The 19,918-nt window shown below is 57.3% G+C and carries 22 protein-coding genes and 1 pseudogene; all 23 read left to right on the top strand.

The window, feature by feature from the left end; genetic code table 11:
* The first annotated feature begins 181 nt into the window (after positions 1 to 181).
* The 23 genes and pseudogenes from OMP38_RS29720 to OMP38_RS29835 all read left to right on the top strand — a co-directional run bounded on the left by OMP38_RS29720 (position 182) and on the right by OMP38_RS29835 (position 19,790).
* On the top strand, positions 182 to 970 hold the full coding sequence (locus OMP38_RS29720; RefSeq protein WP_277568287.1) for a hypothetical protein: 789 nt from the start codon (positions 182 to 184) through the stop codon (positions 968 to 970).
* 84 nt (positions 971 to 1,054) lie between these two features.
* Entirely contained in the window at positions 1,055 to 3,736 is a 2,682-nt protein-coding gene (locus OMP38_RS29725) for a hypothetical protein (RefSeq protein WP_277568288.1), read from the top strand.
* Entirely contained in the window at positions 3,663 to 4,631 is a 969-nt protein-coding gene (locus tag OMP38_RS29730; RefSeq protein ID WP_277568289.1) for an S-layer homology domain-containing protein, read from the top strand. Before OMP38_RS29725 ends, OMP38_RS29730 begins: the two co-directional genes overlap by 74 nt.
* Before the next feature lie 97 nt (positions 4,632 to 4,728).
* On the top strand, positions 4,729 to 5,109 hold the full coding sequence (locus tag OMP38_RS29735; RefSeq protein ID WP_277568290.1) for a redoxin domain-containing protein: 381 nt from the start codon (positions 4,729 to 4,731) through the stop codon (positions 5,107 to 5,109).
* A complete protein-coding gene (locus tag OMP38_RS29740) occupies positions 5,045 to 5,341 on the top strand; it encodes a TlpA family protein disulfide reductase (protein WP_277568291.1) in 297 nt (98 codons plus the stop codon). The genes OMP38_RS29735 and OMP38_RS29740 overlap by 65 nt, the downstream gene beginning before the upstream one ends.
* Positions 5,342 to 5,351: 10 nt before the next feature.
* On the top strand, positions 5,352 to 6,716 hold the full coding sequence (locus OMP38_RS29745) for a dicarboxylate/amino acid:cation symporter (RefSeq protein ID WP_277568292.1): 1,365 nt from the start codon (positions 5,352 to 5,354) through the stop codon (positions 6,714 to 6,716).
* 248 nt (positions 6,717 to 6,964) lie between these two features.
* On the top strand, positions 6,965 to 7,528 hold the full coding sequence (locus OMP38_RS29750) for a hypothetical protein (protein WP_277568293.1): 564 nt from the start codon (positions 6,965 to 6,967) through the stop codon (positions 7,526 to 7,528).
* Positions 7,529 to 8,424: 896 nt separating this feature from the next.
* Positions 8,425 to 10,037: pseudogene (locus OMP38_RS29760) on the top strand (helicase-related protein); the annotation flags it as partial.
* Positions 10,034 to 10,807, top strand: coding sequence for a ComF family protein (locus OMP38_RS29765; protein WP_277568295.1), 774 nt, complete (start codon positions 10,034 to 10,036; stop codon positions 10,805 to 10,807). The pseudogene OMP38_RS29760 and the gene OMP38_RS29765, both read left to right, overlap by 4 nt.
* Before the next feature lie 114 nt (positions 10,808 to 10,921).
* A complete protein-coding gene (locus OMP38_RS29770) occupies positions 10,922 to 11,338 on the top strand; it encodes a TIGR03826 family flagellar region protein (protein ID WP_277568296.1) in 417 nt (138 codons plus the stop codon).
* Between the two features lie 110 nt (positions 11,339 to 11,448).
* Entirely contained in the window at positions 11,449 to 11,730 is a 282-nt protein-coding gene (gene flgM, locus OMP38_RS29775) for a flagellar biosynthesis anti-sigma factor FlgM (protein ID WP_277568297.1), read from the top strand.
* An 11-nt stretch (positions 11,731 to 11,741) separates the two neighbouring features.
* Positions 11,742 to 12,248 (top strand): flagellar protein FlgN, encoded by a 507-nt coding sequence (locus tag OMP38_RS29780; protein ID WP_277568298.1) that lies wholly within the window; start codon positions 11,742 to 11,744, stop codon positions 12,246 to 12,248.
* Positions 12,249 to 12,287: 39 nt separating this feature from the next.
* Positions 12,288 to 13,847 (top strand): flagellar hook-associated protein FlgK, encoded by a 1,560-nt coding sequence (gene flgK, locus OMP38_RS29785; protein ID WP_277568299.1) that lies wholly within the window; start codon positions 12,288 to 12,290, stop codon positions 13,845 to 13,847.
* Between the two features lie 29 nt (positions 13,848 to 13,876).
* The gene (gene flgL, locus OMP38_RS29790; protein WP_277568300.1) at positions 13,877 to 14,812 is read left to right on the top strand and encodes a flagellar hook-associated protein FlgL; all 936 of its coding nucleotides are present in this window, start codon (positions 13,877 to 13,879) and stop codon (positions 14,810 to 14,812) included.
* Positions 14,813 to 14,836: 24 nt separating this feature from the next.
* Positions 14,837 to 15,409, top strand: coding sequence for a DUF6470 family protein (locus OMP38_RS29795; RefSeq protein WP_277568301.1), 573 nt, complete (start codon positions 14,837 to 14,839; stop codon positions 15,407 to 15,409).
* A gap of 86 nt (positions 15,410 to 15,495) precedes the next feature.
* Positions 15,496 to 15,945, top strand: a complete 450-nt coding sequence (gene fliW, locus OMP38_RS29800; protein WP_277568302.1) for a flagellar assembly protein FliW — start codon at positions 15,496 to 15,498, stop codon at positions 15,943 to 15,945.
* A 3-nt stretch (positions 15,946 to 15,948) separates the two neighbouring features.
* Positions 15,949 to 16,266 carry a carbon storage regulator gene (locus OMP38_RS29805; protein WP_277568303.1) on the top strand — a complete coding sequence of 106 codons (318 nt, stop codon included), beginning with the start codon at positions 15,949 to 15,951 and terminating at the stop codon, positions 16,264 to 16,266.
* Between the two features lie 54 nt (positions 16,267 to 16,320).
* Positions 16,321 to 17,091 (top strand): flagellin N-terminal helical domain-containing protein, encoded by a 771-nt coding sequence (locus OMP38_RS29810; protein ID WP_277568304.1) that lies wholly within the window; start codon positions 16,321 to 16,323, stop codon positions 17,089 to 17,091.
* 128 nt (positions 17,092 to 17,219) lie between these two features.
* The gene (locus OMP38_RS29815) at positions 17,220 to 17,600 is read left to right on the top strand and encodes a flagellar protein FlaG (protein WP_277568305.1); all 381 of its coding nucleotides are present in this window, start codon (positions 17,220 to 17,222) and stop codon (positions 17,598 to 17,600) included.
* 14 nt (positions 17,601 to 17,614) lie between these two features.
* Entirely contained in the window at positions 17,615 to 18,562 is a 948-nt protein-coding gene (gene fliD / locus OMP38_RS29820; protein WP_277568306.1) for a flagellar filament capping protein FliD, read from the top strand.
* Positions 18,519 to 19,097 carry a flagellar filament capping protein FliD gene (fliD, locus tag OMP38_RS29825; RefSeq protein WP_277568307.1) on the top strand — a complete coding sequence of 193 codons (579 nt, stop codon included), beginning with the start codon at positions 18,519 to 18,521 and terminating at the stop codon, positions 19,095 to 19,097. The genes fliD (OMP38_RS29820) and fliD (OMP38_RS29825) overlap by 44 nt, the downstream gene beginning before the upstream one ends.
* Positions 19,098 to 19,110: 13 nt before the next feature.
* On the top strand, positions 19,111 to 19,416 hold the full coding sequence (gene fliS, locus OMP38_RS29830) for a flagellar export chaperone FliS (protein ID WP_338130694.1): 306 nt from the start codon (positions 19,111 to 19,113) through the stop codon (positions 19,414 to 19,416).
* Positions 19,417 to 19,514: 98 nt separating this feature from the next.
* Positions 19,515 to 19,790: a hypothetical protein gene (locus tag OMP38_RS29835; RefSeq protein WP_277568308.1), complete on the top strand. Its 276-nt coding sequence runs from the start codon at positions 19,515 to 19,517 to the stop codon at positions 19,788 to 19,790.
* Positions 19,791 to 19,918: the final 128 nt, after the last annotated feature.

The following is a 19,918-nucleotide window of genomic DNA, read 5'->3' on the forward strand; positions in this document are numbered from 1 at the left end:
GTTGACAGGTCGGGATTATGGATATAATATGAATGCAATGTAAACAAAGGCGATGCGGAATAGGAAAAGAGACTGAATCGACTGGACAGCCGGAGATTCAACTGGAGCGCTTGTAAGCGCTTCGGTTGGATCTTTTTTTGTATCCGTTAAGCGCAAACATCTTGGGGAGGATGATTTAGAAATGAAGAAACTCGCGCTTTCCAAACTGGCGATCTCCGTGGTCGCCGCTACCGTCGTATTCGGCGGACTGACCTACGCGGCCATATCGGCCAATCAAAAGACGGAGGCCGCCGCAGCCGCGCCGGAACAGCAGACGGCTGCAACGCAAGCGACGGCGTCGCCAGAGCAACAGGCTGCAGCGCCGGCAGCGGAAGCCGCTGCGCCGGCTGCCGAACAGCAAGCGGCTGCGCCTGAAGCTTCGGCAACGCCCGCGAGCGAGGCAGCGCCCGCAAACGACGCTGCCGCGCCAGCGGAAGCCGCCAGCCAAGCCGCACCAGCAGCGACCGTATCCAATGAAGGCGCGAACGTCCAAGCGGCGGACTTGAAGTCGAAGAACGAATCTGAGCCGACGAAGGCGTCTGGCGAGTCCAAAGCAGAGCAAGCGACGCCGGCCGTGTCGAACGATAAGACGGCCGCAGCCGTCGTGAAGACGGCGTCCGTGCAAACGCAAGTCGAGAAATCCGCGCAGCCGACGGCAGCGCCTAAAGCGACGCCGGCGCCTACCGCGAAGCCTTCCGTGGCATCGAATGCGCAAGCGACCAAGGCGCCCGAGCCGACGGCAGCTCCGCAAGCGTCCGCCGCGGTGGAAAAGCCTGCGGATGCCGCGCCTGCGAAGGCGACGACGTTCGTGAAAAAGGTAGAAGCGCCTAAAGCGTCCGCGACGACTGCCGCCTCTTCCTCGAGCTCCTCGTCCGGCTCGTCTTCCTCTTCCGACGAGATTTGCCCGCCGGAAGAAGAGATTTGCCCGTAAGCCGCATCGACCCTACTACTTCACTTCAGAAGATACAGAAACGAGGCGTTCGGATTGAAATTGAAATTAAGAGCTCAACGGATAATGGCGCTGCTGCTAGCTGTCTTCGTGGCGATCCCGGCACTGGCGGCTCACGCCGCCGAACAAGCGCCGGAAGGCGTCGTCGCGTCAAGCGGCAGCAACGCCGGCCATTACGATTATTTTAGCGACGTTTACCCGTCCTTGAAAAATGAATCGCATGTGTTCCAAACGACGACCTACGAGGATATCGCGCAAATCTTCAAAACGCCCGGCACGTATGCCGTCGTCTTCGGCGGCGCGGCCAATCCGTCCACGCAGGCTCAGATCGCATATATCAACCAAGTCGCCAAGGAAAAGGGGATCGCGAAGGTCTACAACTTCGACACCCGCCTCGACGGCAAGGACGATCTGGACATCGCGAACAGCACCAATGCTTTTGCCTACAAGTATACGGATCTTATCAATACTTATCTGACGGGCGCGGCGGATGCGGCGAACGTGCAAAATCAAACATATGTCTTCGTATACAACAAAGACAACGGCGGCGGATCGGTCGTCGCAGGCTTCAAAAGCGCCGCGGTCGCAGCGGACTTCCAAACGGGCGGCATTGCGGATGCATCCAAGATCGACGCCTACAAGGCGCAGATCCGAAGCGTATTCGGCAAAGCGAACGCGTACAGCACGATCAGCGCGTACGATTTGATCGCGCCGGGCTTTAATCATAACGGTCCATTTTACGCACCGACAGCTGCCCCGATCTTCGACGAGTCCGACAAGGACCTCGTGCTGGAACACGTGACGTATGACGAGCTGCTTGGCATTCTCAGGAGCGAGGGCGACTATGTACTGCTCTTCGGCGGTTCCTGGTGCCCGAATACGCAAGCGGCGGTTAAATACGTGAACGAGTATGCGAAAAAGTATGGCGTGGACAAAGTCTATTTCTTTGACCCGCGCATCGACGCAGGCTTGGACGTCACGAAGCCGGACGCCAATTATCACGAAAACGACAAGCTCATGATCCGCGACAGCAAGAACGCTTATGCTTATCTGTACGTCGATCTGGCTAAGCAATATCTGACCAATCTGCGTGCGGAATACGAAACGAGAGCGGCCTCCAACATCTCGTATACGGACGGCAATGGCGCCAAAGTAGAAGCCATTCGTCTGCAAGTGCCTTACTTCTTCACTTACAACAAGGACAACAAGGACGCAGACGGCAAAGCTGCGCCGATCCTGGGCCATATCGAGCTCATGTACGGTTGGGGCGATACGTCCAAGAAAGACGCGGACGCGACCAAGTCCTATGCCAATTATATCGAAGCGCTGAACAGCGTGCTGTCCCGCACGGAGTCGCTGCCGACCGGTCTCGTCGGCGTCGAGCCCTCCCAGTTCGGCGGCACGGACGGACGCATCGACGGGGTAGGCGGGAAGGCGCTGGAGTACAAGAAGGCTTCCGACACCGAATATACGCCCGTCACAGGCTCTTCCATCTGGCGCCTTGCGCCCGGCGAGTATGACGTTCGTTATGCATCGATCTTCGGCGCGCAAAAGAAAAACTCGACGACGAAGAGCTACGACAAGATCGCCTACAAGCCGGGCCAACCGGTCCGCATCGCGGTGCCGCAGAACACGACGCCGCTGCAGCTGGAAGCTCCCCAAGGCTTGAAGGGGATCGCGACGTCGGTAGCGAACGACGTATACGGCGGTTCGATCATAGGCACGGCAGCTGGTCAGGAGTATAAGAAGGTCGGCGCGGACGCTTATCTGGCTGCGACGACACCTTCGATCACTGGACTCGTCTATGGCGATTACCTTGTCCGCAACAAAGCGAAGGACGGCATTAACGCCAGCCCGGACACGCTCGTGACCGTGCCGAAGTACGGCCAGCAGTCTGCGCCGGCGGGTCTCGCGGGCGTCGCGCCCAGCGGGCCGAACCTGAAGGACGGACAAATCACGGGCATTACGGAAGGCCTGGAATACAAGGGTGCGTCCGTCGAGAATGCCGTCTATACGAAGATTGAAGGCAATGGCACGAACGGAATTTTGACCGGTCTTGAGCCGGGCACCTACACGCTGAGATATGCGGCCACCGACAAGCTCGCAGTCGGACCGTCCGTCGACGTCGTCGTGCCGTCCAAGCAGACCCAAGACGCGCCGACAGGACTGCAAGGCGTAGCGCCGACGAGTTCGGCGAACAATGACGGTCAAATTACGGGCGTCACGGCTGATCTGGAATACAAGGCGCACGGCGCAAATGCCTATACGCCAGTGACGGGCTCTACGATCACGGGCCTGGCGGCAGGCAAGTATCATGTGCGCGTCGCCGCCAAGCCTGGTTTCTACGCCAGTGCTGACGTCGAAGTAACGGTACCTGGGTATGTGGCTCCTTATGTCCCGCCGGTCAGCTCTACGACGCCGACGCCTACGCCGACGACTCCGCCGGCAGGATCTGGCGCGGAGGACGGCAAGATCGTCGTATCGGCCAAGCTCGTTTCCAAGTTCGATGCGTCGAACGGCCTGACCTCCGCGTCCATCACTGCCAGCGAGGTCTCGGGATTGGTCGATAGCGCTAAAAAAAGCCGAGTCGGAAGGCAAGGCAGCAGTCATCGAACTGAACATCGAAGCGAAAGCGGACACCAAGTCGGGGCTGCTGACCCTGCCGCGCGACGCGGTGAAGGCGCTCGCCGGCGCAACCCAGGCCGAGGTGAAGATCAACTATGCGGGCTTTGGCACGATTGCGTTTGACGCGAAGGCGTTCGCCAGCATCGGCGCTGCCGAAGGCACGGGCGACATCGGCATCCAAATCACCAAGTCAGAGCTGACCGAGGAAGGCAAGCAGGTGCTCGGCGATCGTCCGGTTTACGACCTGGCGGTCATCGCGGGCGGCGGTAACGTATCCGTCTTCGGCGGCGGCAAGGTGAATATCAGCCTGCCGTACACGCTGGAGAGCGGCGAATCCGCGAACGCGATCGTCGTCTACTACGTGAACGAGACGACAGGCGAGTTAGAAACGGTACGCGGGAAGTTCGACGCGTCCGCCAAAGAAGTGAAGTTCACGACCACGCACTTCTCGCAGTACATCGTCGGCTACAATCCGGTGAGCTTCGCGGACGTCGCGGCTTCCTCCTGGTACGGCGACGCTGTCGGATTCCTGGCGGCGCGCGGCATCACGACCGGCACGGACGCCGAGCACTACAGCCCCGGCGCGACCGTGTCGAGAGGCCAATTCGTGACGCTGCTGTTCAAGGCATACGGCATCGCGCCGGAAGCCGGCGCAGCCGACAATTTTGCGGATGCCGGCGATGCGTATTATACCGGCTACCTTGCGGCAGCCAAGCGTCTGGGCATCGCTACAGGCGCAGGCGGCAACTTCGCGCCGGATAGCCAGATCTCCCGGCAAGAGCTGTTCACGCTGCTTTACCGTACGCTGAACGTGCTCGGCGAGCTCCCGGCTGCCCGGTCGGGCGCGACGGTGTCCGGATTCTCGGATGCGGGCCAGATCGCAAGCTATGCCCAGGATGCATTCAAGGCACTCGTCGAGAGCGGCGTCGTTTCGGGCAATGGCGGCAAGCTCGATCCTGCGGGCGCATCGACGCGCGCGCAGGTCGCGCAAGTCCTGTTCAATCTGCTCTCCAAGTGATCGGTTAACGAAACTAAATAGCGCGGAGCTGGAATGGGCGGCCTTTGGCCGTCCATTCCGCCCGTGTTGATGCGGATGCGCGAGGAGCGGCTTTGCGATGAAAAATAAACTGACGATCCTCGGCGCGTTGCTCGTCCTTTTTGCCGTCGCCCTGTATATCTCGGGCAGCTACGGCGAGGACGACGGCTACGCGCAGGTCAGGCAGGAGCGGCAAACGTTTCTCGATGGGCAGGGGAACGAACGCCTGACGGAAAAGCAGTTAACGGAAGAGCGGCAACTGGAGGCGGCGCCGGACTTTACCCTAAAGGACCTGGACGGGAATGCCGTGTCGCTGCGGGATCTGCGGGGCAAGGCCGTCTATCTGAACTTCTGGACGACCTGGTGCAAATGGTGCAAAAAAAGAAATGCCCGCCATGAAGCGTATTTACCAGTCGTTCGAAGGCGCGGATCTGGCGATCGTTGCCGTCGATATGGGTGAGGACCGCGACAAGGTCGCTGCGTACATGGCCCAAGGGGGTTACCCTTTCCAAGCGCTGCTCGATTCGGACAAAAGCGTGGCCCGGTCCTATCGCGTAACCTCGATTCCCGTCTCCGTGTTCGTGGACAAGGAAGGGCGGATCGCCTACCGGAAGCTCGGCACGATGATGGAAGACGAGATGCGGTCGGTCGTCGAATCGCTCCTGAGAATGAAACTAATCGGGAAGAGATGATATCAACCTTATGAACAACGTAGACAACAATCTGCTATCCGCTATCGAGACGAATTGGTACAGTTTCGTCGTCTCGATTTTCGTATTTTTCATTTTGTATTTCCTGGCCAAAAAGCGAATAGGCTTTGGCGTCCGCGTCATCACGGGCTTGGTGCTAGGACTGCTCGCGGGTATCCTGCTGCAGAATCTGGACCTGGACACCAAGGCGATCGTCACGTTCGGCAGCATCTACGTCAGCCTGATCAAGATGCTCGTCATCCCGCTCGTGTTCGTCCTGGTACTGAACAGCATCGCCTCATTGACCAGTCTCGAATATTTGCGCAAGATCGGCTTCAAGACATTTGCCTGGTTCCTTGGCACGACCGGCGTGGCTTCGATTATCGGGCTGGCGATCGCGCTGCTGTTCAACCCGGGCAAGGGCATCCAGCAGGCGTTGCCGGAAGGCTTCGAGGCGCGCGAGATTCCGACGTTTTCGCAGGTCATCCTCGATCTGGTACCGTCCAACCCCGTGCTTGAAGCGGCTAACGGCAAGGTCGTGCCGGTGCTCATTTTCGCGCTGTTTATCGCCGTCGCGATCATCAAGGTCGGTTCGCGGAACGCGGAGGCCGTCCGTCCGGTGCGTGAGCTGATCGCTTCGCTGACGCAGGTGCTGCATCAGGTCGTCAAGTTCATCATCCGCCTGACTCCCTACGGCGTATTCGCGCTCATCGCGGGCATCACGGCCAAGTACGGCTGGGAAACGTTGCAAGAGCTCGGAAGCGTCATCGTCACTTCCTACGTAGCGCTCATCATTCATTTCGTGCTCGTGTTCGGCGGGCTCGTGCTGCTCGTGGCGCGGGTCAATCCGATCCGTTTCTTTAAGAAAATCTATCCGACGATCACCGTCGCCTTCACGACGCGGAGCAGCTTCGCCGTGCTGCCGGTGAACCTGGAGGTCATCACCAAGCGCCTGCACGTGTCCGAGAAGATTGCGAGCTTCGTCGCGCCGCTCGGCGCCTCGGTCAACTTCAACGGTTGCGGCGGCATCTGGCCTGCGATCGTGGCGGTGTTCACGGCGCAGGTGTATGGCATCGACCTGACGGGAACGGACTATATCGTGCTCGTGCTCGTCAGCGTCATCTCCTCGATTGGGGTGGCGGGCGTGCCGGGACCGGCGGTCATCTCCACCACCGTCGTGCTGACCGCGCTTGGCCTGCCGCTCGAAGGCATCGGCATCGTCGCCGGCGTCGAGGCGCTGATCGACATGGGCCGTACCGCCGTCAACGCGACGGGCACGACCGTCACCTCGCTGCTCGTGGCGAATGCAGAAGGGGAGTTCGACCGCGAGGCGTTCAACCGGGACGAGGACGAGGATCTGGTGCTGAACCCGGTATAAAATTTATGGAGAGAGCCTTTACATGCTGCGCTTGCCGCAGATGCGGAGGCTCTTTTCGTGTGCGCCCGCGCGGCAGGCTTCTGAGCAGTGGGTCCGATCTCTAACTGCGCGGCTGCGGACCACGGAACCGCCAAGCGCTGCGCGGCATATAGTGTCGCATAGCGGCGCGGCCTTTTCGCAAGATAAAGGATTGTCTCTGGCAACGTGGAGACGGGGGCCGCCAAGTTCACGCCAAGGAGGTGGCTCCCATGATCGGATTGCTGCTGTGGATCGCCGGTTGCTACGCGGTCGCCGCGGCTTGCGCCTATCGTCTGCTGCGGCACTGGCGCAGACCGGTCGCCAAGCGGCACTACGTCATCGTCGCGGGCAATCATGAGGATCAGATCGAGTGGGTGATCCGCTCGCTCCGTTATCAAGGCAGCCTGTCGGGGACGGATATCGGCATTACCGTGCTGCTCGAACCGGAGGCGGAGGACGGCACCGCGTCGATCGTGGAAATGCTCGTACGCACGGAGGCGGGCGTGAGCCTGATCCGCCAACTGCCGGAGACGGGCGAAGACGGCGCGACGGGGCGCAGGCGTTGGGAAGAGACGAAGACGGCGTACGCGGAAGCGTGGAACGGGCCGAACGCCGTATGGATGGAGCTGCCGCGAAGCGAAAGCGTTGACGGAGAGAGCGGCGGCGGGGGCTGCGGCAGCGGCTTTGGCGGGGGACAGGGGCTAGGAATGGGACCTATACAGGCGCAAGGTCAGGAGAATAGGGATGACGATGGGCGTTCGGAATTGACATCCTTTTCCGATCGATTACAATAAAAGTGATGAAGGGTATGGCTCGGTGATTCGTTGTGAATGGCGCGAGCTAAGTAATGATGTATGAAACAAAATAGCAATTAAATGGGTGAAGCACACTCGCTAACGGCCGAAGGGGCTGAAGCGGTGTGCTTTTTTTGCGTTTGAAAAAAAGTCGAGGGGGGCGCGAAATGAGGGCGACGGTATATGCGGTGCGGTTGCAAACCGGATGGCAGGCGAGGTTCACGGTCGATTGGGATACGGATGAAGGTTTCTGGCTCGACCCTGCGTATCGGGCGGGGATCGCGGAAGGTTGGGGAACGCCGGCCATGGACCTAGGGTGGGCTGGCGGGGCAATCGTCAGATTGGAGCGGTTGATGCCGTTGGGAGAGGCGGAGGCGGCTTGCGGACAATTGCAGGCGAAGTTGAATAGAAGGCGGGAGTTGGAGACGGCAGAGGTGCGGGTTTTGCTGCTGCAAATGTTTGACGATTGGGCGGAAGGACGCGGTGAATTTGCGAAGCGGAGCGGATGGAGGCTCGGGCGATTAAAAGGGAGCGGGGCAAACAAAGCGAACGAAGCGTCTGACGGAGCCGAAGAAGGCTGCGAAATATTGCAGGAGCGTGTGTCGCGCGAGGGGCGAGGGATGGGGGCGGCCGCTGCCAAGCTTCAAGCCATGCGGGTGCGTTCGCTATTGCCGCTGTTGGAGGGGCGCTCGCTGCTTCAGGCGGAGGCAGCGGCGATGCTCGCCGATCGGGCGCCCGGCATCGCGCCGGGCGCCGGCTTGCCGGGCCTGCTGCAGCTGGGCGCGCTGCTCGGGGCTTTGCGGCTTGGCGCGGCTGTCGCGCCAGGCGCTCTGCCGCGGGCACGGCGCATGCGCTGCCGGCGATGCGGCAGCGGCGAAGCCGCGCTGAGGCGCACCGCGTGCGCCTCTTGCGGCAGCGCCGCCTGCGCCGTCTGCGAGGCGTGCCTGGCGCTCGGCCGCAGCCGCGCGTGCGGGCTGCTCGTGCGCGGTCCGGCGCCGGCGGCTTCGCCGCTCGGGGCGACTGCGTCCGCCGCAGGGCCGTCCGCGGCGGACGTCTGCGCGCGCTGGGGCCTCAGCCCGGCGCAGCGGGCCGCCTCGGAGCAGGCGGTGCGCTTCCTGCTGGCGGGGCGAGAACCGGGGCTCGGGGTGGAACGGGCCGCGCCCGGCCGCGTCGGTATTGCCGGCGGGCTAGCTTCCGCGGCTCCAGGGCGCTCTGTTTCCCCCTCGCGGGCACGTTCCTTCCGCAGTCCCGCACCAATCGATGAGTTACTTGCGAGCGCTGCTAAGACTTGGCTGCGGGCCGCTGCATCGGCGGCAACTTTCCGCTGACGATGCAACCGATCTCGAGACGCCGCATGGCGATCCGTTGGCCATTCGACCGCGTTCCTTTTTTATTGTGGGCCGTTACCGGAGCGGGTAAGACCGAAATGATCTTTCCGCTGCTGGACGCTGTGCTCAGCGCCGGCGGCCGGGCCTTGCTCGCTACGCCGCGCCGGGACGTCGTGCTCGAGCTGGCGCCGCGGCTGGCGACGGCGTTTCCGGGCCGGAGCATGGCAGTGCTGTATGGCGGCAGCGGGGACCGGTGGCAGCAGGCCGACTTGACGCTGGCGACCACGCATCAGCTCATGCGCTTCGGGCAAGCCTTCGACCTCGTGCTGATCGACGAGCTTGATGCGTTTCCCTACCACGGCGACCCCATGCTTCACTATGCGGCTGCCGCCGCCCGCAAACCGGACGGCGCGACCGTACTGCTGAGCGCGACGCCGCCTTCGGCCATGCGCCGTGCCGTTCGCTTCGGCCGTTTGCCTTGCGCTAAAGTACCCGTTCGATACCATCGGCACCCGCTGCCCGTGCCGCACGTCCTCGTCATGGCGCCGCTGAAGCGTTGGAGCGGCGGCGCGACTAGCCGCGCAAAAAATGTGCAAGGCTTAAACAATCGCATCGCCGATAAACAAGCGGCGGCGCTATACGCCCGCATCGAATCATCCCTTGCGCGCGGCGCTCAAGTCTTTATCTTCGTGCCTTACATCAAGCAGATCGAGGTGCTGGTCGCGCTCTTCCGCCGCCAGGCGCAGCGCTGGGGCATATCTGCGGCCTGCATCGACGGCACTTCTTCGCAAGACGACGGGCGACGGGATAAAGTGACGGCCTTTCGGGAGCGCGAGCTGCGTTTGCTCGTGACGACGACGATCCTCGAACGCGGCGTGACCGTTCCGCGCAGCGACGTCTTCATCCTTGACGCCCACGCCAAGCTGTTCGACGAGGCGGCGCTCGTTCAGATGGCCGGGCGCGCCGGCCGCTCGGTGGACGATCCGGACGGTAGGGTCTGTTTCTGCGCCGCGCATCGAACCCGGGCGCTAACTGGCGCAATCAGGCAGATAACCGCGATGAATCGGCTCGCGCGAAAAGGGGGTTATTTGATCGAGAGGTCGCATGGGGACAGGCCCATTCGTTTGGGAGGCGGCCGCCATTCGACGTTTAACCCGGGCCGTCGCGGGGGCGACCGATGATGCGGGGCTTGCTCCGGGCCGTCTACGAGCTGCTCCATCCCGTCCTTCAGCAATGCCCCGTATGTCTGCGCGAGGTGCGCGGGGAGCCGTCTTTGACCCCTATGCCGGTTCGACAGCCGGAGGCGAGATTGCTTTTGAACCGGCTATGCGGCGCTTGCCGGACCCGCATTCCCTGGATATGGGCGCCGATGTGTCCCGTGTGCGGCAGGCCAGGCCGCTGCTTCGATTGCTTGCGTCGCAAGCTGACCTACTTCAATGGCGTGCGGTGCTCGGTGCAATATCGGGACGAGATGAGAGACTGGCTCGCCGATTACAAGTATAGGGGAGCAGAACGGTATACCGAGGTCATGGCTGCTATGCTATCCTGCGCCATGGAACAATTGAGGAATGACTTTGGGGGCGCCTTCGATCTGATCACCGCCGTTCCGCTCGCGCCGGGCAGGCTCGAGGAACGCGGATTTAATCAGGCTGAGCGCATGGCCGCCGCGATGGCCGCTTGGTACGGGATTCCGTATCGCCCCTTGCTGAAGCGGACGCGCGATACCGAGAAGCAGAGCGGCAAGGCGCGTCAGGGGCGCATCGCGGACATGCGCGGGTTATTCGCGCCAGCGGACGGATTTGCCGCAGCGCGTTCACCAAGCGGGCCGCTTCGGATTCTGATCGCGGACGATATTTACACGACGGGGAGTACGATGAACGATTGCGCGCGCGCAGTTCTTCAGGCCGTGCCCGGTGCCCAAGTTTACGGGATCGCCTGGTCCAGGAGTTGATGGGACGTACGCACGAATTTCAATAAAAAGTATACACGACCAGTCCGCATCCATTACAATAAAAGGACGATATCGAATGCTGTCGATCCTCGGATCGGGGACGGAGGTTGGCTTATGAATCTAGCGAATTGCCCAAGCTGCGGGAAGCTGTTCCCTCGCCATATTAGAGAGGTATGCAACGAATGCTTCGCCAAGGGCGAAAAGCAATACGAGAGCTGCCTGGACTATTTGAAAAAAAACAAAGGCACCACGATCAACGAACTGTCGGAAGCGACCGGCGTCAGCATCAAGCAGATTACCAAGTACATCCGCGAAGGTCGCATCTCGCTCAAAAACGCCGTTAACATGCACTATCCCTGCGAAATGTGCGGCACTCCCATCCGCGAAGGCGGCATGTGCGCGAGCTGCCATAGCCGCTTGCAGGCGGAGATCCGAAGCGCGACCAGCGCCAGAAAACAGGGCGAAGGCGCCGATTCGACAGGATCCGAGAATACGTATCGAATCAAGGACCGGTTTAACGATCGGAATTAGGCATGACGTTCTATTAACTTCATACAGGGTGTAGCCGATAATACCTGTAAAGGTTTATCGGTCTTTTATTTATTCGGGCTGATATTTTAAGTCGCCGAGGTGAGTCTAATATGAAAATCAACGATACGCAGCGTATAGGCGCCTATAGAGCCTATCAGAATAACAACGAAGTGCGCCCAGGCAGCCAGACGGGGCCCAAGCGCAAGGACCAAGTGCAGATCTCCGAAGAAGCGAAGGAACTATTGGGCGCCCAAGGCGCTCAGAGCGCCGAGCGGGCGGAGCGGATCGAGAGTCTGAAGCAAGAAGTTTCCACCGGCACCTACCATGTCGACACTTCGAAGCTGGCAGAGAAGATGCTGCCGTTCTTCCGGCCCATCCCACCCCAAGAATGAGGTGAATCCCCTTGAGTTTTCAAGGCTTGCTGATCGCGCTGAATAGCTTGATCGACATCCATGACGAATTGCTTCAGCTCGCCCGGGACAAGGTGACGATCGTCGTGCAGAACGACGTGGACGCTTTAATGGCGCTCACCGCGAAGGAGACTCGGCTCATCGCCCGCCTGGAGGACAGCTTTCGGGAAATGGGCAGTTCGGCTGCGGGCAGTTGGAAAGAGATCGGACTAACGGCACGGCCGGGCAGCAGGCTGTCCGATCTCATTCAAGCGGTGCCGAGGGCCGATCATAAGACGGAGCTTCGCGCGCTAGCGGCCAAGCTGAAGGAGCGACACAACGAGCTGAAGGTGATCAACGAGCGCAATCAGTTGCTGATCCAGCAATCCCTTGAGCTCATCCGGTACGAATTGGACTTGATCGCGGGGCCTCCCGAGCAGGAGATCACGTACGCGCCGACATCGGCAGGTCAAGGATATGTAGGCGGAGCGTCCCGGAGATCGTTCGATACGCGCGCCTAGTTCGCGCATTTATACAACCGAGATAGGGGATGAATCGCTTTGAGATCAACCTTCCACGCCATAGAGACGGCCAAGCGCAGCTTATTTACGCAGCAGGCCGCGCTGCAGACGACGGGGCAGAACGTAGCCAACGCCAATACGACGGGCTACTCCCGCCAGACGGTCAACATGGTAGCTTCCCGGCCGATCGAGGCGCCGGGTCTTACGCACTCGACTTCGCCGGGACAGCTCGGCACGGGCGTCGAGTTCTCTTCGATTACGCGCATTCGCGAGAGCTACCTGGACAATCAGTTCCGCAATGAAAACCAAAACAATGGCAGCTGGTCGATTCGCCAGGATACGCTCCAGAAGCTGGAGACGATCATGAACGAGCCGACGGATTCGGGCCTTCGCTCCGTGTTGGACAACTTCTTTAATTCTTGGCAGGACCTAAGCGAAAATCCGGAAGACTTAACGGCTCGCAAACTTGTACGCGAGAATGCGCTGGCTCTCACGGATGCCATCAATCAGATGAGCCGGCAGTTCGACGATCTGAAGAGCGACCTGACGACCAATATTGGGACGAAGGTGTCCCAGATGAACACTTCCCTGAAGACGATCGCGGATTTGAACACGCAGATCAAGCGCATCGAAGCCTTCGGAGATAACGCGAACGACCTTCGCGACCAGCGCGACGTCCTGGTGGACGAACTGTCGAAGATGGCGAACGTGTCGGTCACCGAGACCGCGGACGGCTATCAAGTATCGATGGGCGGACAGGTGCTCGTGGACAACGGCAATCCGGCGACGCTGGAGACCGCGGACGTGATCGGCGCGTTCGGCTCCGATCTGACCGGCGGCGAGCTTTACGGAATGATCATGTCGCGGGATCAATACGTGACGAACTTCCAGAGTCAATTGGATACGCTCGTGAACGGTCTTGCGAACGGCGAGATTTCTGTGACGCTGCCGGCGGGATCCGTGTTGCCAGAAGGCACGGTGCTGAATGGCGTGACGTACTCCGGCACGAACCGCACGCTTGCTTCCGATTTGCCGGTAACCGTGAAGGGACTGAACGGTCTTCATCAGCTAGGTTACACGAACCAGGACCCGCTGAAAGCGGCGGGCGCTTTCTTCGTCTCGACCGACGGCTCGCCGCTCACGGCCGGCAATATCATGGTCAACAAGGATATTCAAAACGACGCGAACAATATCGCGGCTTCGATGCGAACCGCGACGAGCGGCGGCACGGAATCCGTCGTCAAGGGCAACAAGAACCTGGCCTTGCTCATGGCCCAGTTTAACGATACCAAAATAAACTTTACCTCGGTCAATCCGGATGCCATGACCGGCACGGGGACCGTCAATGATATGTACAGCTCCATCATCGGGCAGCTCGGCATTCAATCCCAAGAGGCGCAGCGGCAGACGACCAACACGCAAGCGGTCGTCGACCAGGTCGATGCACGCAGGCAGGCCGTCAGCGGCGTTTCCCTTGACGAAGAAATGGCGAACCTGATTAAGTTCCAGCATGCCTACAGCGCTGCCGCCCGCTTCATGACGACGATCGACGAGACGCTGGACAAGATTATTAACGGAACCGGCGTAGTCGGACGCTAATTCACCACTAGGAGAGCGAGGTTAATCCCATGTTGGGTCGCGTGACTCAAGGTACCATCACGGCGCAGCTACTGCGCAATATCAATTCGAACTTGAATCAATCCTCCGGTCTGTCCGAGAAGCTCTCGACCGGTCGCAACATCAATCGTCCCTCGGACGATCCCGTAGGCATCACGTACGCGCTTCGGTACCGGTCCGATTTGTCCGTTAACGAGGCCTATCAGACCAATGTCGATGCGGCATCTTCCTGGCTCGATTTTAACGACACGATGCTGTCTCAGGTGAACGACGTGCTGAAACGGGTTAAGGATCTTAGCGTACAGGGCTCCAACGGGACCAATCCGCAGGTTGCGCTCGACAACATTGCCGACGAGGTCGATCAGCTTAAAGCGCAGCTCAAGGATATCGCGAACAGCCAACTGAAGGGCAAGTACGTCTTCAACGGACAGTATACGGATACGAAGCCGTATGCTGACAACGCGGACGCAGCATCGGTCGTTACCGACGCTGGCAAGCTCGATTATATCGTTAATGCCGGAATCCAACTGACGGTGAATCTAAGCGGCAGCGACGTGTTCGGCTATCCGCCGAATTCGGCGTCTTCGACGGTCTCTTCTCCGCAGTATGAGGACGACAACGTCTTTAACGTATTGGATCAAATCTCGGCCAAGCTTCGTGCGGGGGATCAAGCCGGCGTATCCGCGCAACTAGGCCTTCTGGATTCTCGTATGGATAAGGTGTTGACTGCGCAAGCGCAAGTCGGTGCGCGCGTCAACCGTCTGGACTTGCTCCAGAACCGCCTCCAGGACTTGAACGTCAACCTCCAGGATCTTCAGTCCAAGACGGAGGACGCGGATATGGAAGACCTCTTGATTAAAGCAAAAGTGAACGAGAGCGTTTATCAGGCATCGCTGTCCGTCGGCGCTAAGATTATTAAACCATCGTTGGTGGACTTCTTGGGCTAATGGGACCTGTGGGGGGGATAACGCATGATGCCTTTGCCGCAGATATCGATTCGATCGCAGGCCGGGCGGATCGGCATCTCGACGGAGCCCGGGCAGTATGATATTCGCACGCGCCCGGCCGCCATGCAGATCGAAACGACGCCTCCGGCCTTTACCGCGGACAATGGTTCGGGCACGCTGGTCATCGATAAGACGCTTACCGATAATGCCTTGACTGGCGGCAAGCCCGAGGCGTTCTGGCAGCGAATCTATTCGCAATACCAGCAGGTCGCGCGTCAGAACCTCGAACGCATCGTCGCGGAAGGCAACGAAGCGGGCGACCTTCGGATCAAAGGCAATGTCATCGCCAGCCAGGCGCTGGACGAGTATCTGGAGGGGGCGCCGGATCTGCAGGTCTTCGGTTTCGCGGCGCCGGACAATACGAAGATCAGCTACACGCCGAGAGATCTGAACATGGAATTCATTCCAGGCTCTAAAAACGTCGATATACGGCCGTCGAAGCCCGAGATCGAATACCGGCGCGGATCGGTCAACGTCTACATGCAGCAATATCCGAACGTCACGGTCACGGCGCCGTCGATCAATATAATGGCTTAAATATGATATGATGGGAGCGGCAGGCGGCATTTATGATGCGCTTGCCGTTCTTTCTACTTTTATTTGCGAAGCGGAGGCAGCGATAGATGATCGTTCAGACGGCTAATTTTGGCGACATCGAAGTAGAGGAGAAAAGTTTGTATCTTTTTGAGGAAGGTCTTCCGGGGTTCGAAGAGAGCCGAAGGTTCATTCTTGTGAACGTCGAGGGGAATCCATCCTTCAATTATTTACAATCGGCGGATCAACCTGATTTGGTTTTCGTATTGGCGGACCCCTTCGCCTTTTTCTCCGATTATGAATTCGATCTGTCGGATGCCATGATGCGAGAGTTGGCATTAGAAGGCCAAAACGACGTATCCGTACGCGTCATACTTAACACGAGACAGGGTCTTAAAGATGCGACGGCGAACTTGACGGCACCGCTTGTATTCAATACGAAAAAACAGCTCGGCAAACAGATTATCCTAGGTCAAAGCTCCTACTCCACGCGCCATCGGCTATTCCCGGCCGCTGCGGGCGCCGCGAAAGGAGAATGACCGATGCTCGTCCTATCTCGAAAAAAGGGACAGTCCATTCTGATCGGTGAAGGGATCGAGCTCACGATCCTCGAGGTCGAAGGAGACACGATCAAGCTGGGCATTGCAGCGCCGCGGGACGTACAGATTCTGCGCTCTGAACTGCTGACTTCGGTGAAGGAGAGCAACAAGGAGTCTGTCGGTTTGCCGCAGGGACTAGACTTCGCGGGCTTGTCCGACGTTCTTCAAAAAAAAATCGCAAAAATAATCAGATTTACTATTAAACCGGTGCCGGATGCTGCCGATAAAAATAGCATGACGGGGTTGGGGCGTACGACCTAATCCCCGGCAAGCCGCAAGGAAGCGGCAAACCAACATTCAGGGAGGAATTTTATCATGCGTATTAACCACAACATTACCGCACTGAACACGCACCGCAACATGGGTCTGAACACCGATGCTGCTGGCAAGAACATGGAGAAGCTGTCTTCCGGTCTCCGCATCAACCGCGCTGCCGACGACGCAGCCGGCCTGGCCGTATCCGAAAAAATGCGCGGTCAAATCCGCGGTCTTGAGCAAGCGCAACGCAACGTCCAAGACGGCGTGTCCTATGTTCAAACGGCTGAAGGCGCGATGAACGAAGTTAGCTCCATGCTGTCCCGCATGAAGGAACTGAACGTTCAAAAGCTGAACGGCACGTACTCCTCCGGCGACAAGGCTAACATCGACCAAGAGCTGAACCAACTGGGCGAGCAAATCGACAAGATTTTCTCCGAAACGAAGTTCAACGGCATCAACATCACGTCCGGCGCGACGATCCAAATCAGCGATACTTCCGGTGTAACGATCTCGATCGATTCCGTCTCCACGACCGGCATCACGGGTCTGACGAGCTCTTCCACGCTGACGAACATCGAAGACGCGATCAAGAACACGTCCACCGAGCGCGCTAAGCTGGGTGCGAAGCAAAACCGTCTTGAGTACACGTCCAACAACCTGGGCACGACGGTAGAAAACCTGACCGCCGCTGAATCCCGTATCCGCGATACGGACATGGCGAAGGAAATGGTTAACCTCACGAAGAACAACATCCTGCTTCAAGCTTCCCAAGCGATGCTGGCGCAAGCCAACTCGCAGCCGCAAGGCGTTCTGTCCCTGCTTCGTTAATTCTCGTTTTTCTAGAAGCCTTAGCTTTGCTAAGGCTTCTTTTTTTTGTTGTTATAGCTAATGATAAGGAGAAATCATTCCGATAAATGGAATAGAAACATTTCTAAGTGCGGGGTGGATGGGTGTCTATGAATATTTCTTCTGCAGGTTCCGGTTCCCAAGCAAGCTACTTTGACAAAAGTATGGTCTCTACGCTAGGCGGCGTGCCGAGTGCCGATTTGAACAGCGTTACGACCGTAGAAGCGTTGCAGAAAGCTTCGTTGTCGGGCGAACATGTCACGGCAGGAGACGAGCAGGTCATTAAAAAGCTTGACAAGATTTTAACGGCCCTACAAGGCCCCAACACCTCCCTAGAGATGTCTATGCATAAAGAAACGAAGACGGTCGTCATTAAAGTCATGAACAAAGAAACCGGTGAGTTAATCCGCGAGATCCCTCCTGAGAAAACGTTGGACCTGGTGGCCAAGTTTATGGAGATTAACGGCATATTGATCGATGAGAAGGTTTAAAGGAGGTTTACCTAATGGTGACGAGAATGAGCGGCCTTGCTTCTGGGCTTGATATCGATAGCATCGTAACTAAGTTAATGAAAGCCGAGCGTACATCACTAGACACGATTGTGAAGAAGCGCACCAAGATTGAGTGGCAACAAGAAGCGTATCGCGATATTAACGCTAAAATTGTCGATTTCCGCAACAACAAATTGGCCAATTATTCGCTGTCAGCCAGCATCGGTGCCAAGACTAGCGATGTGACGGGCAATACCAATGCGATCACGGTCAACTCTACCTCGAGTTCAGCTTCCGGTACATTAAATATATCTGTAGATGCGGTGGCCAAATCGGCTTATACCGTTTACTCCTACACGCCTACAGCGCCGGATAGCGTAGATACGACAGGCAAGACATTGGCTCAGCTAGGATTCTCCAGCAATACGATAACGATAACGCAGCCTTCCGGCACGACGTCAGTCACTGTTGATACGAGTACAGATACGCTTGCGACGCTGGCCGCGAAGATCAATGCCGACAAGTCGACAAACGCTACGGCTAGTTACAACAATGCCACCGGGCAATTTTCAATCGTTAGCAAAAACACAGGATCGGGCTTCATCACGATGGATAACACCGTCAAGTTTGCCGAGGCCAAGACATCGGGGGCAAACGCGAAGGCAACGATCAACGGCATCGCCTACGAGCAGGCATCCAATACGTTCGACATGAACGGGATTAATTTTACAGTGCGGAATCAGACGAGCTCGAGCGATCCCACGACAGTATCCGTTAAGACGGATACCACGACCATTTTAAACACAATCAAGTCTTTTATTAATGACTATAATACCCTGATCGGTGCGATCAACGGCAAGCTTGGAGAAAAAACATATCGGGACTTTATGCCGTTAACGGAAGACGAAAAAAAGCGGGATGAAAGAAAGCCAAATTACGTTATGGGAAGAAAAAGCACATAGCGGCTTGTTAAAAAACGATAGTATATTAAGTGGTCTTGTCAGCCAGATGCGAATCGCCACGATGGCAGATTACCAGACCAAAACGAATTTGACGTCCATTGGGATAACTACCGGCGACTATACGACGCAAGGCAAGCTCGTTATACAAGACGAGAGCAAGCTAAAAGAAGCCATTGAGGCTGATCCGCAGAAAATTATCGATATGTTCACAAAGGCGGCTCCGACGGGAACGAAAGTGACGGCTGAGATGTCGGGCGTGGGTATATTTCAAAAACTAACAAAATTTACAATGGATGCATTGAAGCAGATCTCTGAGAAGGCGGGAACGCTCACAACAAGCTCCGATACGACCGCCGACTTTATTGAAAACTCTTTGCTAAGCGATACGATTCGATCCATGAAAAACCGAGAAACCGATCTGGCTGCACGCCTGAACGATAAAGAAACGCAGTATTATAAGAAATTCACAGCGATGGAAACGGCGATTAACAAAATGAATACTCAGTCATCCAGTCTATCCAGCTTCATGAACTAAGGGGGAAATTCCTTTGTTAAAATCGCCTTACCAAACTTATCAGCAATCTTCTGTTCAAACGTCTACGCCCATTCAATTAGTGCTTATGTTGTATGATGGCGCTATTAGATACACAAAAGCGAGTGCCGAGGCTATTCGCGCCAAGGATTATAGTACGGCAAACTTAAATTTGAAAAAAGCGCAATCGGTTATCCATGAATTAACAGCGTCACTTAATTTTGATTTCGAGGTATCCAAAAACCTCGCCAACCTTTATGAATACTTTCTTCATAACCTGATCCAGGCTAATATTAAAAAAAGATGCCAAATACGCGGATGAAGTGACAGAACACCTTAATGATCTAAGAGAAGCTTGGAGGCAAACTGCTAAGCTGGCTGCAGCGGAGCAAGGTGCAATACAAGGCGGAAGTGCTTAAAATGAACAAGTTAGATGTTCTGTTAGTTCTCACTGAGCGATTATCTATGCAAATTGAAGAGGCCACTTCCGAAGGGTTAGAAAACTTAGTCGCACTGCGAGAAGAGGTCATTCAAGAATTGCAAGGACGAGTTGTCACGGATGAGGACCGCACCAAGATAAAAATGATCCAAATGCGTCATGACATGATCATTGACCGGATGGTTGAACTTCGCGACGAAGCTTCTAGAGGGTTAGAGCAAATCCAGAATTCTCGTCTGCAAAAAAAGCAAGTATGAAGCACAGGCGCCGGTCAATTCGTTTTTTTTCGACAAACGCAAATAGAAAGCCGCAATAATGAACCGCTAGGAGGTGCTTTTTTCCTGGCGGTTTTTCTTATGAAAATAAGAAAATAGCCGATATAATC

The sequence above is a fragment of the Cohnella ginsengisoli genome, assembly GCF_029525555.1.
Classification (GTDB): domain Bacteria; phylum Bacillota; class Bacilli; order Paenibacillales; family Paenibacillaceae; genus Cohnella; species Cohnella ginsengisoli.

What these genes read in the sequence shown, in the direction of transcription:
- OMP38_RS29815 (WP_277568305.1), top strand. Translation starts at nt 17,220, where the DNA reads ATGAATATTTCTTCTGCAGGTTCCGGTTCCCAAGCAAGCTACTTTGAC.
- fliD (WP_277568306.1), top strand. Translation starts at nt 17,615, where the DNA reads ATGGTGACGAGAATGAGCGGCCTTGCTTCTGGGCTTGATATCGATAGC.
- OMP38_RS29770 (WP_277568296.1), top strand. Translation starts at nt 10,922, where the DNA reads ATGAATCTAGCGAATTGCCCAAGCTGCGGGAAGCTGTTCCCTCGCCAT.
- OMP38_RS29745 (WP_277568292.1), top strand. Translation starts at nt 5,352, where the DNA reads ATGAACAACGTAGACAACAATCTGCTATCCGCTATCGAGACGAATTGG.
- OMP38_RS29725 (WP_277568288.1), top strand. Translation starts at nt 1,055, where the DNA reads ATGGCGCTGCTGCTAGCTGTCTTCGTGGCGATCCCGGCACTGGCGGCT.
- OMP38_RS29765 (WP_277568295.1), top strand. Translation starts at nt 10,034, where the DNA reads ATGATGCGGGGCTTGCTCCGGGCCGTCTACGAGCTGCTCCATCCCGTC.
- flgM (WP_277568297.1), top strand. Translation starts at nt 11,449, where the DNA reads ATGAAAATCAACGATACGCAGCGTATAGGCGCCTATAGAGCCTATCAG.
- OMP38_RS29750 (WP_277568293.1), top strand. Translation starts at nt 6,965, where the DNA reads ATGATCGGATTGCTGCTGTGGATCGCCGGTTGCTACGCGGTCGCCGCG.
- fliD (WP_277568307.1), top strand. Translation starts at nt 18,519, where the DNA reads ATGAAAGAAAGCCAAATTACGTTATGGGAAGAAAAAGCACATAGCGGC.
- OMP38_RS29795 (WP_277568301.1), top strand. Translation starts at nt 14,837, where the DNA reads ATGATGCCTTTGCCGCAGATATCGATTCGATCGCAGGCCGGGCGGATC.
- fliW (WP_277568302.1), top strand. Translation starts at nt 15,496, where the DNA reads ATGATCGTTCAGACGGCTAATTTTGGCGACATCGAAGTAGAGGAGAAA.
- flgL (WP_277568300.1), top strand. Translation starts at nt 13,877, where the DNA reads ATGTTGGGTCGCGTGACTCAAGGTACCATCACGGCGCAGCTACTGCGC.
- OMP38_RS29740 (WP_277568291.1), top strand. Translation starts at nt 5,045, where the DNA reads ATGAAGCGTATTTACCAGTCGTTCGAAGGCGCGGATCTGGCGATCGTT.
- OMP38_RS29720 (WP_277568287.1), top strand. Translation starts at nt 182, where the DNA reads ATGAAGAAACTCGCGCTTTCCAAACTGGCGATCTCCGTGGTCGCCGCT.
- OMP38_RS29835 (WP_277568308.1), top strand. Translation starts at nt 19,515, where the DNA reads ATGAACAAGTTAGATGTTCTGTTAGTTCTCACTGAGCGATTATCTATG.
- OMP38_RS29810 (WP_277568304.1), top strand. Translation starts at nt 16,321, where the DNA reads ATGCGTATTAACCACAACATTACCGCACTGAACACGCACCGCAACATG.
- OMP38_RS29805 (WP_277568303.1), top strand. Translation starts at nt 15,949, where the DNA reads ATGCTCGTCCTATCTCGAAAAAAGGGACAGTCCATTCTGATCGGTGAA.
- OMP38_RS29735 (WP_277568290.1), top strand. Translation starts at nt 4,729, where the DNA reads ATGAAAAATAAACTGACGATCCTCGGCGCGTTGCTCGTCCTTTTTGCC.